Origin of the sequence: Acinetobacter sp. ANC 4648 (genome assembly GCF_002135345.1) — a bacterium.
Taxonomy (GTDB): Bacteria; Pseudomonadota; Gammaproteobacteria; order Pseudomonadales; family Moraxellaceae; genus Acinetobacter.
Window position 1 is genome coordinate 274,330 of record NZ_NEGI01000003.1, and the last position, 14,409, is coordinate 288,738.

Annotated in this window: 14 protein-coding genes and 3 tRNA genes; 4 read left to right on the plus strand and 13 right to left on the minus strand. The window is 37.6% G+C overall.

What is annotated here, in order from left to right; translation table 11 throughout:
- Positions 1–48 precede the first annotated feature (48 nt).
- The gene (locus tag B9T27_RS07375) at positions 49–252 is read left to right on the plus strand and encodes a hypothetical protein (protein WP_086206198.1); all 204 of its coding nucleotides are present in this window, start codon (positions 49–51) and stop codon (positions 250–252) included.
- A gap of 151 nt (positions 253–403) precedes the next feature.
- Here B9T27_RS07375 and B9T27_RS07380 read toward each other — a convergent pair.
- The 5 genes from B9T27_RS07380 to B9T27_RS07400 form a co-directional block, all read right to left on the minus strand.
- Positions 404–488: transfer RNA gene (locus B9T27_RS07380), tRNA-Leu, on the minus strand.
- Positions 489–525: 37 nt separating this feature from the next.
- Positions 526–599 (minus strand) — tRNA-Trp (locus B9T27_RS07385).
- A gap of 43 nt (positions 600–642) precedes the next feature.
- Positions 643–727 (minus strand) — tRNA-Leu (locus tag B9T27_RS07390).
- A 107-nt stretch (positions 728–834) separates the two neighbouring features.
- Complete coding sequence (locus B9T27_RS07395) at positions 835–1,632, minus strand: protein kinase domain-containing protein (protein WP_086206199.1); 798 nt, start codon at positions 1,630–1,632, stop codon at positions 835–837.
- Positions 1,625–3,130: a DUF3336 domain-containing protein gene (locus B9T27_RS07400; RefSeq protein WP_416224392.1), complete on the minus strand. Its 1,506-nt coding sequence runs from the start codon at positions 3,128–3,130 to the stop codon at positions 1,625–1,627. The genes B9T27_RS07395 and B9T27_RS07400 overlap by 8 nt, the downstream gene beginning before the upstream one ends.
- A gap of 194 nt (positions 3,131–3,324) precedes the next feature.
- Between B9T27_RS07400 and B9T27_RS07405 the strand changes: the two genes are divergently transcribed.
- The gene (locus B9T27_RS07405; RefSeq protein ID WP_086206200.1) at positions 3,325–4,197 is read left to right on the plus strand and encodes an ATP-binding protein; all 873 of its coding nucleotides are present in this window, start codon (positions 3,325–3,327) and stop codon (positions 4,195–4,197) included.
- A 61-nt stretch (positions 4,198–4,258) separates the two neighbouring features.
- Here B9T27_RS07405 and tsaD read toward each other — a convergent pair whose 3' ends face one another.
- Positions 4,259–5,275 carry a tRNA (adenosine(37)-N6)-threonylcarbamoyltransferase complex transferase subunit TsaD gene (gene tsaD, locus B9T27_RS07410; protein ID WP_086206201.1) on the minus strand — a complete coding sequence of 339 codons (1,017 nt, stop codon included), beginning with the start codon at positions 5,273–5,275 and terminating at the stop codon, positions 4,259–4,261.
- Positions 5,276–5,420: 145 nt separating this feature from the next.
- Here tsaD and rpsU point away from each other — a divergent pair, with 145 nt between their 5' ends.
- Entirely contained in the window at positions 5,421–5,636 is a 216-nt protein-coding gene (gene rpsU, locus B9T27_RS07415; protein WP_001136722.1) for a 30S ribosomal protein S21, read from the plus strand.
- A 37-nt stretch (positions 5,637–5,673) separates the two neighbouring features.
- A complete protein-coding gene (locus tag B9T27_RS07420) occupies positions 5,674–6,120 on the plus strand; it encodes a GatB/YqeY domain-containing protein (RefSeq protein ID WP_086206202.1) in 447 nt (148 codons plus the stop codon).
- 162 nt (positions 6,121–6,282) lie between these two features.
- Here B9T27_RS07420 and B9T27_RS07425 read toward each other — a convergent pair whose 3' ends face one another.
- From B9T27_RS07425 to B9T27_RS07455, 7 genes are all read right to left on the minus strand, one after another.
- Positions 6,283–6,645 (minus strand): hypothetical protein, encoded by a 363-nt coding sequence (locus tag B9T27_RS07425; RefSeq protein ID WP_086206203.1) that lies wholly within the window; start codon positions 6,643–6,645, stop codon positions 6,283–6,285.
- Between the two features lie 221 nt (positions 6,646–6,866).
- Positions 6,867–8,309: a M48 family metalloprotease gene (locus B9T27_RS07430; RefSeq protein WP_086206204.1), complete on the minus strand. Its 1,443-nt coding sequence runs from the start codon at positions 8,307–8,309 to the stop codon at positions 6,867–6,869.
- A 79-nt stretch (positions 8,310–8,388) separates the two neighbouring features.
- A complete protein-coding gene (locus tag B9T27_RS07435; RefSeq protein WP_086206205.1) occupies positions 8,389–9,357 on the minus strand; it encodes a 2-hydroxyacid dehydrogenase in 969 nt (322 codons plus the stop codon).
- A gap of 47 nt (positions 9,358–9,404) precedes the next feature.
- Positions 9,405–10,103, minus strand: a complete 699-nt coding sequence (locus B9T27_RS07440) for a hypothetical protein (protein ID WP_228146172.1) — start codon at positions 10,101–10,103, stop codon at positions 9,405–9,407.
- Between the two features lie 112 nt (positions 10,104–10,215).
- Complete coding sequence (locus tag B9T27_RS07445) at positions 10,216–12,105, minus strand: M48 family metalloprotease (protein WP_086206263.1); 1,890 nt, start codon at positions 12,103–12,105, stop codon at positions 10,216–10,218.
- Between the two features lie 151 nt (positions 12,106–12,256).
- Entirely contained in the window at positions 12,257–13,798 is a 1,542-nt protein-coding gene (gene purF / locus B9T27_RS07450) for an amidophosphoribosyltransferase (protein ID WP_086206206.1), read from the minus strand.
- A 24-nt stretch (positions 13,799–13,822) separates the two neighbouring features.
- The gene (locus tag B9T27_RS07455) at positions 13,823–14,407 is read right to left on the minus strand and encodes a CvpA family protein (RefSeq protein WP_086206264.1); all 585 of its coding nucleotides are present in this window, start codon (positions 14,405–14,407) and stop codon (positions 13,823–13,825) included.
- Positions 14,408–14,409 lie beyond the last annotated feature (2 nt).

A 14,409-nucleotide genomic window follows, 5' to 3' on the forward strand; every position in this document is an offset into this window, starting at 1 on the left:
AAAGAGTATCCCTATTAAAATATTAGACAGGACTTAAGGAAATTTACTGTGAAAAAGGTTGTGAAAGCAAAAAATTTAATCGCATTCCGTATTTGGTTAGAAAAATTAGGATATTCAGTTAAAAATTTAGCCGATGGTAAAGGATTTACTTTCAGCTTTAAAAAAGAATATGGCTTAGTCACCTGTGAACTATCAGGGAATTCATTGGCCGTACAATTAGGTGAAGAGTTTGAAGATCACCTAAAAGCCTGAATCTTTGCTAATGACGGTTTAATTCCATTTTTAACCTATCATCAATAGAATAATTTAGCTTCAGCTTGAAGGCATGCTTGTTCTTTTGAATACGTGCCTTAAATTTTATGCATAAAAAAAGACAAGATATAAATCTTGTCTTTTTCATATATGGTGGGGACGAAGAGACTCGAACTCTTACACCTTGCGGCGCTGGAACCTAAATCCAGTGCGTCTACCAATTTCGCCACGTCCCCGAATAAAAAAACCACTAAAGTGGTTTCTTATAAAACTTGGCAGAGGATCAAGGACTCGAACCTTGACGAACGGTTTTGGAGACCGTCATGCTACCATTACACCAATCCTCTATTGCAAATTAATTAAGCTTTAGAACCACTTAATTAAGTTACTTGGTGGGGACGAAGAGACTCGAACTCTTACACCTTGCGGCGCTGGAACCTAAATCCAGTGCGTCTACCAATTTCGCCACGTCCCCAATGGCTGTGTATATTATAGAGATCATTAGGTCATGACAAGCCTTTTTATAAAAAAACTTCTCGTTTGATTCAATATTAAACAAAAATACCCACCGCTGCTTTAACTTTATACAAATTTGCTTAATCTTTGTTTTATTTCATTAATATTAACCGCTCGATGGCTTTTTATTTTGTGCAACATTGCGCTTAAAACAGGCTCTAGCATGATTAAAGGCTCAGACAATTGCACTTTTAAATGCTGACAATGTAAATATGCCCAATCCATATAGGTTTTTTCTTGTAATCTTCGCTGTGTTAACCATTCCAACCAAATAATGCCTAAAGCATAAATATCAGATTGAATCGATTTCGCTTCAGCATGAAATAATTCTGGCGCCATATACCGTGGCGTCGCAGAATTATGCGGTCTTAATTGATCAAGTGACATAGCTTGTTCAAAATCGATTAAACAACACTGTTTATGATAAATTCGGAAGTGCTCAACTTTTAAATCCCCATGTAAATAACCGACTTGATGCATATCAGACACTACGTCTAAACTTTTCAACAACAAATGTAGTATCTCTGCATGGCTGCATTGAATGGGTGATTGTTCAAAAAGTGCGATTGAGTCCTGCAAGATCAACGCTTGCTGTAGATACGGCTCAGCATTTTTGAATAGTGTCCGACTATCGACTATTTCAAAGGGCAATAAAACATTACTTTTTTGTTGCGTCAGTCGCTGATAGACACACAACTCATTTAAAAAAGCCTGCTCACTAATCGAATTGAATCCAAAAAGCTGTGCTTTCACCCAATACTGATTTTTGCTTTGTTGAATTTGATACAACCTACGACCAAAACTTTGACTATGTAGTGAATTACATGCCTGCTGTAATTCATCGAAAATCTCATGATTAAGCATTAGAACTAGAAATTTCAGAATTTTCTGGAGTCTGTTTTAACACATCTAAGCAATGTTGAATGGTTTTACCTATACGCGCATGGGTTTCAATACTTGAAATTTTAGGCCAGGTTGCACGCTCACCTTCTCTTTGCAACAACTTAAATAAATGCGGACGAGGATTTTGCAACATATAACCATAATGTCGTAGGCTATAGTTCCCAACAATATTGACATCGCCATAATAACGCTGATCGACAATACCATAACCATGATCAAGTAGTCGGCGAACAGAAGGAACCCTCCCCATTCTGTTTCGGGTAAAGTCCATTGCCCCCATCGCAGCCAATTTACCTTGGGTACGTACAATACGTTCAGGCCAACTGAGTAAGTCTTTACGGAAGCGCTCTGCATCATTCTGCATAAATGGCACAATATGTGGATTGACCTGACTGGCAATAGTATAATTCAGGTTATAAAGTCGCGACATACGCTCTTGAGGGAAATCACTTCGGACACTACCATCGACCCAACGTGTATTGGCTAGATAAGGCGTATGCACCCCATCATAACGCTTACTGGTTAAACGAACGGGTGGGAATAAAATAGGCACAGCACAAGAAGCCAATACCGCACTCCAAACCAACAAATCTGGCGAGGTATATTTATTCATAATACGTGCATCTTCTTGTGATACATCGTATGGAGCGACAGTAATATTAATATCCAAGCCTGATTTTTCAAAAGCTTCGGCAAATGTTAGATTACCCAAGTTTTCAACCAAAAATTTCTTTAGATATTTAACATCAGCAAAACCACCATTCCCTTTCAGTAATTCTTTAATATGCCTGAAATGAAAAGCTTCACTATAAAAGTGATCTCCCATCAGCAAATTTGGAATTTCACTGGGTTCTGCAACACCCAACATTCCTGTCATAATTGCGCCGGCACTTGAGCCAGACAATACTTTCGGCATCAAATCTTGTTCTAACAGTGCCTTACATACGCCACTATGAAACAAACCCAAAGTTGCCCCACCAGAAAACATCAATGCAGGTTGTCCATACGCTTTTTGACAATTTTCTAAAAAACTGAGTTTATCTTTGACACTTAAATTTTCACATTTTACAGAAGCGATATAAGCCAATGCATTACTGACTTCTTCAATATAATCATCAATTAATTTTTTGGTTCCAAAATAAGTTTGGGTAAACAGCATTGGATGCCCAATATTGGCCACATCATGACTAAAGCCTTCACGTAAAATATAAATAAGATCTGCCGTTCGCTGTTGTAGACGATAGCGTTTTAGCAAATTCAAACGATATGAAATAATTTCTGCATCAAAATAAGGAGAACTATTATCGTATTTCCACTCTTGTGCTCCACTTTCTTCATCCAATTTTAAAGCAAATGACTTCCATTCATCATAACTTTCCGATTTATCTAATTGTCTTTTAAGTTTTTTTATACGATATGCCTGATGTGGATTAAGATCACGAACTGTATCTAAAATCATAGCTGCCTCTTTAATTTGATATTAATCCAAAATATTTATATTCGCTTTTTTCCAATATGTGAGATCACCCCAAGATTATCAATAGCTCAAATGAATTATTTATTGGTTTTTATCATCAAATCTAAATTTCGGGCTACAACAGCATACTTTGCTAATGCTACTATCTGGCTATTATAAATTTTCAGCGAATAAAAATGCCGACTTTAGATTTACCTGAACATTTAATCCAATCTTTATCTGTAGTTTTGCAACAATTGCAGCAAGCTTTACCTGAACTCAAACAAGAAACTGACTTTTCAGCCCCTGCCTTTAGATGGCAAGACAAGCAACTTAAAGCAATTTATCAACCTAAAGCGTGCCATCTCGATGACTTAAAAGGTATTGAAAAGCAAAAAGAAAAAGTCATTCAGAATACTCTACAATTTCTCAAAGGTTTGCCTGCCAATGACGTCTTACTTACGGGTTCACGTGGTACAGGAAAATCATCGATTGTCCGTGCACTTTTAAGTCAGTATAAACATGAGGGCTTACGCTTAATTGAAATCGAACGAGATGATCTATCCGATCTACCCGATATTCAAAAATTAATTATCAATCGTCCTGAAAAGTTCATTGTATATTGTGATGATCTTGCTTTTAATGCAGAAGATGAAAACTACCGCAGTTTAAAAAGCGTACTAGATGGTTCATTACAATCAGGTTCAAGTAATTTTATTATTTATGCAACCAGTAACCGTCGGCATTTACTCCCTGAGTTTATGCATGAAAATACGCCCGTTACTAGAGTTGATGTTCCACAATATAAAGAACTACATCCTCAAGAAGCGGTTGAAGAGAAAATTTCATTGTCAGATCGTTTTGGTTTGTGGCTATCTTTTTATCCGATGGATCAAAATCTATACCTAGAGATTGTAGAAAGTTATCTCGCAAAAAGTGATATTGCATTAACAACAGATGTACGAGCTGAAGCTTTAAGATGGTGTCAATCACGTGGGCAGCGTTCTGGTCGTGCAGCCTATCAGTTCTCAAAGCATTGGGTAGGCAGCAGAAGATTATTAGGTTTATAAAACCAATAATCATAGGCATTAAAAAAGAGGCATTCCGCCTCTTTTTTAATTTTACTGAAATTTAAGCTTGTTCAGGATTAGTCAACTCTGTCATCGGCCAGCGTGGTGTCGTGGTTACCGACAAACCATCTTGTTGCCCTGCTTTTAAACGTTGATAGCCAGCAAAAGCAATCATGGCGCCATTATCAGTACATAAGGCAGGCTCTGCATAGTAAACAGTCGCCTTAATTTTTGCTAAATCTGCTTCCAGACGTTCACGTAATCGCGAGTTAGCACTGACTCCACCAGCAATCACCAAGCGCTTTAAACCCGCTTGTTTCAAGGCTTTTACTGACTTTTTAACAAGTGTATCAACCAATGCTTCTTGAAAAGAGGCAGCAATATCAGCTTCGCGACCTTGCCCTTCCACTTTTTTCAATTGATTTGAAACAGAGGTTTTTAAACCACTAAATGAAAAATTTAAGCCTTGATGTAGCATTGGACGCGGAAAATCAAATGCAGTTGCACTACCTTGTAAGGCTAATTTGGCAATATTTGGCCCACCGGGATAAGCCAAACCCATCATTTTAGCGACTTTATCAAAAGCCTCACCGGCAGCATCATCTATCGACTCACCTAGTAATTCATACTGACCAATACCGTAAGCAGCCATTAACTGCGTATGGCCTCCTGAGACCAATAAAGCTACAAACGGAAATTCTGGTGGTGTTTCAGACAATAAGGGTGCCAACATATGACCTTCCATATGATGCACACCAATAGCTGGCTTATTTAAGGCAAAAGCCAAAGTCCGACCAAATAATGCCCCTGTCATCAATGCACCCATTAAACCTGGACCACGCGTATACGCGATCGCATCAATTTCTGATTTTTGAATCTGACTATCTTCAAGTAATTGATTAATTAAAGGCACAAGTTTACGTACATGGTCACGTGAGGCCAGTTCAGGTACAACGCCGCCATATTCTGCATGCAGTTTAATCTGACTATAAAGTACCTGTCCTCTTAAGCCGACTTCACTATCATAAAGTGCCAAACCTGTTTCATCACAGGAGGTTTCCAAGCCAAGAACGATCATTAAACTGCCTATTACCTGTATCTAAATTTTGCCAAAGCCATTATAGACTTGTGGTATGAGATGTAAATGAGTAAAATACTGTCCTTCACTTGCGATCTCGGGCAATCCAGCCTAGATCTTATCCATAACTTAATGAGGATTCTTCATGCCACAAGTTAAATTGAAAGAAGGCGAACCAGTAGACGTAGCTATCCGTCGTTTTAAACGTTCATGCGAAAAAGCGGGTGTTTTGGCTGATGTTCGTAAACGCGAATTCTATGAAAAACCAACTCAAGAACGTAAACGTAAAAAAGCTGCTGCAGTTAAACGCTACCAAAAGAAATTGGCGCGTGAATCTGTACGTACTACTCGCCTTTACTAAAATTAATTTGTGACTAATTAACTGCTTGGAAAAATAAATGACGACTTTAAAAACCCAAATTGCTGATGCATTAAAAAATTCTATGCGTGCCAAAGAAATGGCAACAGTAACGGTTCTACGTGGTCTACAAGCAGCAATTAAACAAATTGAAATCGATGAACGCGTAGAGCTTGATGATAATCGAGTTCTTGCGGTCATTGAAAAGCAAATCAAACAACGTAAAGAGTCGATTAAAGCCTTTGAAGGTGCCAATCGACAAGACTTAGCTAGTAAAGAACAAGCCGAAGTTGAGATTATTTCTCAATTTCTACCAGCAGCTATGACTGAGGAAGAACTTGATTCAATCATTGCGCAAACTATTCTTGCGCAAGAAGCTACTAGCATGAAAGATATGGGTAAGGTGATGAATTCTCTACGTCCGATCATAGCCGGACGTGCCGATCCTGCACAAGTTTCAGCTAAAATTAAAGCAAAACTTGCATAATCCCAACCACTCATCTTTATACTTTTTGTTTGATTTGGACTATTTAACCCTATATCTATTAATTAAATAGCCCAAATTATCTCACTCAATTTTTTAATTAAAATATTCTAAAAATAAATCCTCTCTCAATTTCAATAAATAGCCAATATATTCATTTAATCATTATTTCAAATCACACTGAATATTATATTTCTTTAAAATCTGCATCTCAGGTGAAACCATAACCTTATTAATAATGTCTTGCTTAGTCATAGCCGTATAAGAAAGTGGTAAATACTCTCTATTCTGATCTGTGGTTTTATACATATCATTTACATATTGACTTACGATATTACAAAATTGAGCCTGCTGTTGTGGATCAAATTGCGTAAGCTGCGGATTTAAACTTTTCAAAAAATTTCTCATATCTACATTATATTGTGTTGAAATTCTTTCAATATCACGAATATAACGATCAGGAATATTTGCTGCAAATGCTTGAGTAGAAATCAACACCACAACCAAAGCCATTATGATTTTTTTCATATAAATCAACGAATTTATTCTAAAAACTATCCACAAGATTATCTTCTTCCATCCTAAATAGATAGTTAATTTTTATTTTTACCACAAAATCCGCCTCAAATAAGACAAAAAACAAACAACTCATCGGCACAACTTTTACAACATAGAAATACTTAACACAATCAAACTTTATCAACAGAAATCATTATTTAACCGCTCAATTTAAAGCAACCCATCAGTTTTTATAACTTCATTTTTCGTTCATCTTGCATGGTTTTTAGACGCGCCTCCACCTTAGCTGTCATCGCATTATTACCTTTTGCCAACCGCTGGGCATGCAATAATGATTTGATCGCATTTTCTTCATCACCCGACCAATATTGAGCTTCCGCACGATTTCGAAGCACATTTACAGTACGCATTGGATTGTCTTTTTCTAAATTCGCCGCTTGTTGTAATAGCAACCAACCTGATACATCACGATTATTTTTATGAATAAATCGGTTTACCACTTTTTCGGCATCTTTTGGTCTATTCTGGCGAATATAAATTTCAGCCAATTTATATGCCAAGGCTCTATTCTCAGGAATCGTTCGTTGTTTATTAATCAGGAATTGATATGCATTATCTATTTTATTTTGACCCAAATAAATATCTGTTTGAATCAAACTAACTAAGTTATGCTCATTATTGATTTGCTTTACCTGATCAAGTAATTGTTGTGCTTGAACAAAATCACCCTGCCTTAAATAAAAGGCACTCAGAGCCAATAAACCTGCATATTTTTTTTGTTGCGCCAGTATTTTTAATTCTTGCTCATTTGCTTGATCTGAAATAACACTGGTATACCATTTAATAATCTCAAATTCTTGCTGGTTATTACTAGATGACGGCACACGAGGAAATTGATTAGCTCTTAATCGCGCTTCACTCATACGCTCTGTGGTTAATGGATGAGTCAACCAAAAATCTGGCATAAAGCTAAGGCGACTGGTTGCACGATTCATTGTTTCAAAAAAATCAGCCATACTTTCGGGGTTATAGCCCGAACTGTACATAAACTGCATGCCGATACGATCAGCCTCACGTTCTTGGTTTCGACTGTAGCTCAGCTGACGATCTAAAAGTGCCGCTTGAGTACCTAACATAACTGCACCACCCAGTTCACCATCAGCCTTAGAAGCAAGCACTGCTCCCACCACAACCCCTGCAAGTGCAAGCAACCCCTGCCCTTTAAAAGCTTCTTGTGATCGGCTGTAATGTCGCTGAGTAACGTGTGCAATTTCATGTGCCATCACCCCCGCAACCTCATCCATGCTTTTTGATGAAGTGATCATACCGCTATTAAGTGCAAACAAACCACCCGGTACAGCAAAAGCATTAATTTGAGGATCTTTAACTACAATCAAACCAATCGGTTGTCCGAGTTGAGTTTGGCTCAGAATACGTGAAAAAACCAACATAAACTGATCTTCCAACCATGGGTCTTGAAGAGTCGAAAACTGATGATTCACCTCTCGAAAAACTTTTTCTCCAATCATTTTTTCTTTTTGTTGATCAATAAAACCCACACCACTGCCTATTTCAGGCACCTCAAACTGTGGTGTTTTGGCTGAATTAAAATCATCTGCAGAACTTATGACCGTACTTAAACTTAAACCTAGGGCAAGTAAAGTTTTTTTCAAAGCATAAACTCAAGAATATTCGACCACTCAACTATAACATTGAATTTTGAACACATTTGCAATGAAGTGTTATTCTGTTTTAACTGAAATCAGGATTCACCAAGTAACGTGGCGTTCGACCTTCCAAAGCATCGACCAAATTCTTATATGCAAGTTCTGCCATTTGTTGGCGTGTCTCAGCCGTTGCAGAACCTACATGCGGTAAAGTCACCACATTATTCAACTCAAATAATTCTGATACTTGTAATGGCTCTTTATGATAAACATCCAAACCTGCTGCAAAAATTTTATGCTGTTTTAATACATCAATCAGTGCTTGCTCATCCACTACAGAGCCACGAGCGATATTGACAAAGACTGCATGCTTTTGCATTTGTTTAAACTCTTTGGCACCAATTAGTTCTTTAGAATCACTGTTTAAATCTACCGCAACCACCACAAAATCAGACTGTTGCAACAAACCATCTAGGCTTCGATACTGTGCATTTAAGGCTTGAGCCAACTCTATCTTTTCATGACGATTATGATAAAGAATATTCATATTAAAGCCATAAAAACCGCGTCGTGCAATTGCAGCACCAATATTCCCTAAACCAATAATACCAAGCGTTTTCCCAAAAATACCTTGACCAAATTGCGCCTCTCCTACAGTCCGTTTCCACTGCCCTTGTTTAGTCCACTGATCCAATGATGGCACTTGACGTGCAGCACTCATCAACAATGTAAAGGCTAAATCGGCAGTGGTTTCTGTAAGTACGTGTGGGGTATTGGCAAGCCAAATATGCTGCGAATTGAGATAATTCACATCGTAATTATCATAACCCACGCTAATGGATGAAATAATTTTTAGCTGATTTACAGCCGCCAAATTCACCTCATTCAATACACGTCCCGCACCAATCATACCATCTGCATCTTGCACAGCCGCTTGAATTTGAGCATTTACATCACCCAACTTCGGATTAATCGACACAACTGTATATTGCGCTTCTAAGCGACTTAATATTTCAGAATCAATTTGACTAAACACCACAACTTTTTTACGCATAACACATCCATTTGACACTATTATTTTAATAACTTAAATTTAATATCCTAGTTTTGCATAAACTGCCACAACCTTTTTTTCAATAAAGGTTGATCGAGCATCTCTTGCAAACCTGCTAGTGCTATTATTTTTTGATCATGCAGATGTACAATTTCGCCTAAAGCAAGCACTTGTTTATCTTGGGTTAAAGCATCAAGAAAACCTTGTATATATAAAGAGGCCCCTCGACCATCTTGAAATTGACTCAATGGAAAGGGCCATTTCAATTCTGCATATTTCCCTATTTTCGCGGCTTGGATATTGTTCCACAGCTGTGATTGCTCCGTGCTCAGCTGTGTCGCATCAATGATCATTACACACTGCTCAAGACAATAGGCTTGTAATTCAAATATCTCAATTTTTAGTGGTGCAGAATTTTCTATGTCATTTTTTAATGCAGGTACGGCTTCTACAACTGGCTCAATTTGTTGGGGCTGTCGTTGAATATTTGAATGACGTGAGTTTTCATCCGAACGTAGCAAAGCGACTTCTGCTGGTTGAATTATTTGCTGATTCGAAATCGCAACAGGTGGAGTTCCCGCTTGGAAATTAGTTTCCTCAATCACCACACCAGGCATTGCAACATCGCGATATAAGGTATTCTGGTATTTTTGAGCTTGCACATTAATCTTTGGCACCCAAATATCAATACCGAGTACAGCTAAAATACTCCGCTGATGTTCAACCCTATTTAAATTCATCGCCATCTATTCATCATCGCCCTAAACGTCATTTTAACGAATTTTCAAACTATTTACTGTGTTTTATACCAGCGAAAGAAAATACATAATCAAATAATGATTACTCAATTAATGTAGATCACACAATGATGATACTATTTTTCTTTTGCATTTGATCAATCATCTCATCTGTCTCAAAGCCCAATCGCCAATACAATAGCTCCAAAACATCTAATTCATCTTGGGTAATAATTCGATCATTCCATAAGCAAATTTCAGCAACCCCTAGAATACTTAATCGATCTCTGAGTAATAGCCCCGCGATATCATTAACAATTTCACCTAAATCAATCGGCTCATCTGAAATTTCTTCAAATAACTCTAGTTCTTCCCGATTTAACACCCGTTCTAAAATTTGATAGCGTACATCCAATTGATTGGCGCTATTAATCTGCTGTACATGCAAGAGTGCATCAATCAGCCGCACGATCTGTGGTTTTACCGTTTCTAATGATGACGGGGTATGCATCGGCAAAAGATTTAATTCAAACTTTACTCGTTCAATTAGCAATGCATCCAAAAGTCCAATTTCACCATCTTCTTGAATAATTTTAGCCAATTTTGTAATAAATTGACGTGCACTGGTCGCTGGCATATTGCCCAAATTAGCGCAAGCATCATGGAAAATTTGAATATGAATGCGGCCATCTAAATGCAACAATGAGTCTACAATAGCGCGACTCACTTCAGCATTTGATGGAATAAATTCTCGATATTGACGAATCATTAAAATCGCCACCATGACTTCACGTGAACCCGTAGCTGTCTGCATCGCACGCTGAATCAGCTCAGGACGTACTGAGTGTTGTCGAATTTCTGGATTAAGTGGCTTAATTGCATCATTTAAAGCAAAACTAATCGGTGATAAACGTAATAAGGGCAAAGGCTGTGGTGATATCCATGGATTATAAACCTCTGCATTAATCTCTTCTAATGGCCGCATCAAACTAAATAAAGGCTGATTTTTTAATTTTTTTAAGTTTTCCAGTTGTAAATCTTGTAATAATGTCGGATTCAGTTCGTAAATACGATCCTCAATACTCGGATGTATATTCAACCAACTTTGCGGACTAAGTGAGTTTGCAAAACACATATGTGCAATCGCTTCAGAATATTCGCTATGAATTTGTGATCCTGCATGATGCACATAAATTCTTAATAAAGTTTGAACGTTGGCATTATTTAACATTAAGCGTTTGGTTTTATAATCATTATAAAAAGTACGCCCCCCCAAAGTAAAATATTTAATCAACCGAGTGATTAGAATCCCCATACTTCCAATCAACCAGATTACCCCACCCACTGCAACTAAACTGGTTTCAAACTTATGTCGAGTCGTTTCTCGATAACGATTAAAACCCCGCTTGGCAACTTTACTGCCCCACTGACTAAATGTAGTTAGACCACTATACAAAATCTTTAAGCGCGTATTTTCCTTGGCTTCACCCGATAAAATTTGGTTAAACTCATGTCCCAACAAACCATAAAGCTCCAGCTCATCAAGATTTTGTAATGCCCCCCAAGTTAAAATAATAACGGTATCTTTCGGATGAAATCCTGCTGTGAGTGCATTCACTCCCACTTCATCGGGCAATACATACACTGCAGGTACATCTATGCCAAAGCTGACTGCAAGTTTATCTGTCAATTTTAAAGCAATACTTTCTTCTGGTGTACTTTCAATAATACTTAAACGTCTTGCATTAAGTTGCTTAGCAAGTGAATGTCCACCTGAACGAAAAACATAAAACTCATATGCAATTGAGCCCCCCATAACCAAAAGCAACAGGCCAACCAAATAAGGGCTTAAAAAATTCCAAAAAATAGATTGAGTGGGATCAAGGTAATAAACCAATAGACCCAAAATAGTATTTAAAATAAAAATGGTTAATATGACCGCGAGTAAACAAATACTTGCAGACCACAACATATTCTTGTTTTTAATAAAATAATAACTAACTTCTTTCAATGTAAAATTCCCCATTACATTGTTTTAGGCTGATGATCATTTATCCACTTATACATAAAAAATACAGGAATAAATGTGTCAGCAGGCTCGTTGATCTTAAATTAAAAAAGCGGGAAATACCCGCTTTTTTAATTCTTTATTCAGACGACTATTACATTTCTTTAATACCGCTTAAATCAACCGAAGCGGCATCAATATTGACGTCAATATAACCATCTTTCTCTTTCTTGGCAGAATCATTACGATTTTGCTCTAAGCGTTCCAGATAAGCATCATCAATATCACCAGTAACATATTGACCATCAAAAACCGAACAATCAAATTCAGTTACGGCAGGTACTTTACTGGTGCGCACAGCATTTTTCAAATCTTCCAAATCTTGGAAAATTAAACGATCCGCACCAATAATTTTCTCAATTTCTTCAACACTACGGTTAGAAGCAATCAATTCATCTTTGACTGGCATATCAATACCATACACATTTGGATATTTTACCATCGGTGCAGCAGACGCAAAATAAACTTTTTTTGCACCTGCATCACGTGCCATTTGAATAATTTCATTACATGTTGTACCACGGACAATTGAGTCATCCACCAGTAAAACGTTCTTATCTTTAAATTCAAGTTCAACTGGATTGAGCTTCTGGCGTACCGATTTTTCACGCTGTTGCTGACCAGGCATAATAAAGGTCCGTCCGATATAGCGGTTTTTCATAAAACCTTCACGGAACTTAACCCCTAAGATACTTGCCAATTCCACTGCAGATGTACGGCTAGTATCTGGAATTGGAATGACCACATCAACATCATGATCCTCACCCCATTCACGTAAAATACGATACGCTAACTTTTCACCCATTTTTAAACGTGCTTTATAGACTGAAATACCATCAATCGTTGCATCTGGACGCGCAAAATATACATATTCAAAAATACATGGACGATATTGTGGCTTTTCTGCACATTGTTGAGCAAATAATTCACCTTGTGCGTTAATAAAAACCGCCTCACCAGGTTCAATATCACGCTCAACTTTAAAACCTAATGCCGTAATCGCAACAGATTCAGATGCAATAATATATTCTTTTTCACCTGTTTCAGTTAAACGAGAACCATAAATAAGTGGACGAATACCATTTGGATCACGGAAACCCACAATACCATGCCCTGTGATCATAACGACCACACCATAAGCACCCTTACAACGCTCATGCACACGCTTCACCGTATGGAAAATATCTATAGGCGTAGGTTCCAGCGATGCTGATTTCTGCAATTCATGCGCAAACACATTTAACAAGACTTCTGAATCTGAATCAGTATTCATATGACGTAAGTCAGTTTTGAATAAATCATCATGAATTTCAGCAGCATTGGTTAAGTTACCGTTGTGTGCCAATGTAATCCCGTATGGAGAATTCACATAAAAAGGTTGCGCTTCGGCACTGCTTGATGAACCCGCAGTCGGATAACGTACATGGCCAATACCATAGTTACCTAATAATGCACGCATGTGACGCGTATGAAATACATCACGAACCATACCATTGTCTTTTCTTAAAAAAAGACGACCATTATGGCAAGTCACAATCCCAGCTGCATCTTGTCCACGATGTTGTAACATCGTTAACGCATCAAATAACATTTGGTTAACAGGCGTTTTACCGGCTATACCAACGACTCCACACATAACTACCTCGCAGACTAGCTAGGATTAATAAAAAGGGTTTTTGGTAGAATGAGAAGACTGCTCTTTATTTTTTGAATCAGTTTCTGTATCTACACGCTTAGATTCAATATGATCTTCAGACTTCATTTCACTCAACGCATGATTGGCTGCATCTTTAGAAATTTCAGTTGCTAAGGGTGCCCAAGGCAATAAGACATGTATAAATTTGGATTGTTTCCAAAGTGGCGAACTTCCCACCCAAGGACTTAACCCTTGCATAGTAATCAGCACGATCATTAGACCTTTCAGGCTTCCGAATGCGCCACCCGCTAAACGATTTAAAGGGCCTAATTTTAGCGTCTTTAAAATGCTATTTAAAAATGCTGTAACAATCCAAGTTAAAACAATAATAATTAGGACAATAAATGCAAAAGCAGCAATTTTTTGCACCACAGGATCATGACTGAGTGATGACATCGAGGGTGCAACAATATTGGCATATTTTGCACCAACAATCAGTGCAAAAATCCAGCCTACAAAGTTCGCAAAGGCCTTAACGAATCCTTGTCGCAAACCGTTCAGCCCTCCGATAAGCAATATAATCAGTAAGATGATATCAATGGTATTCATCA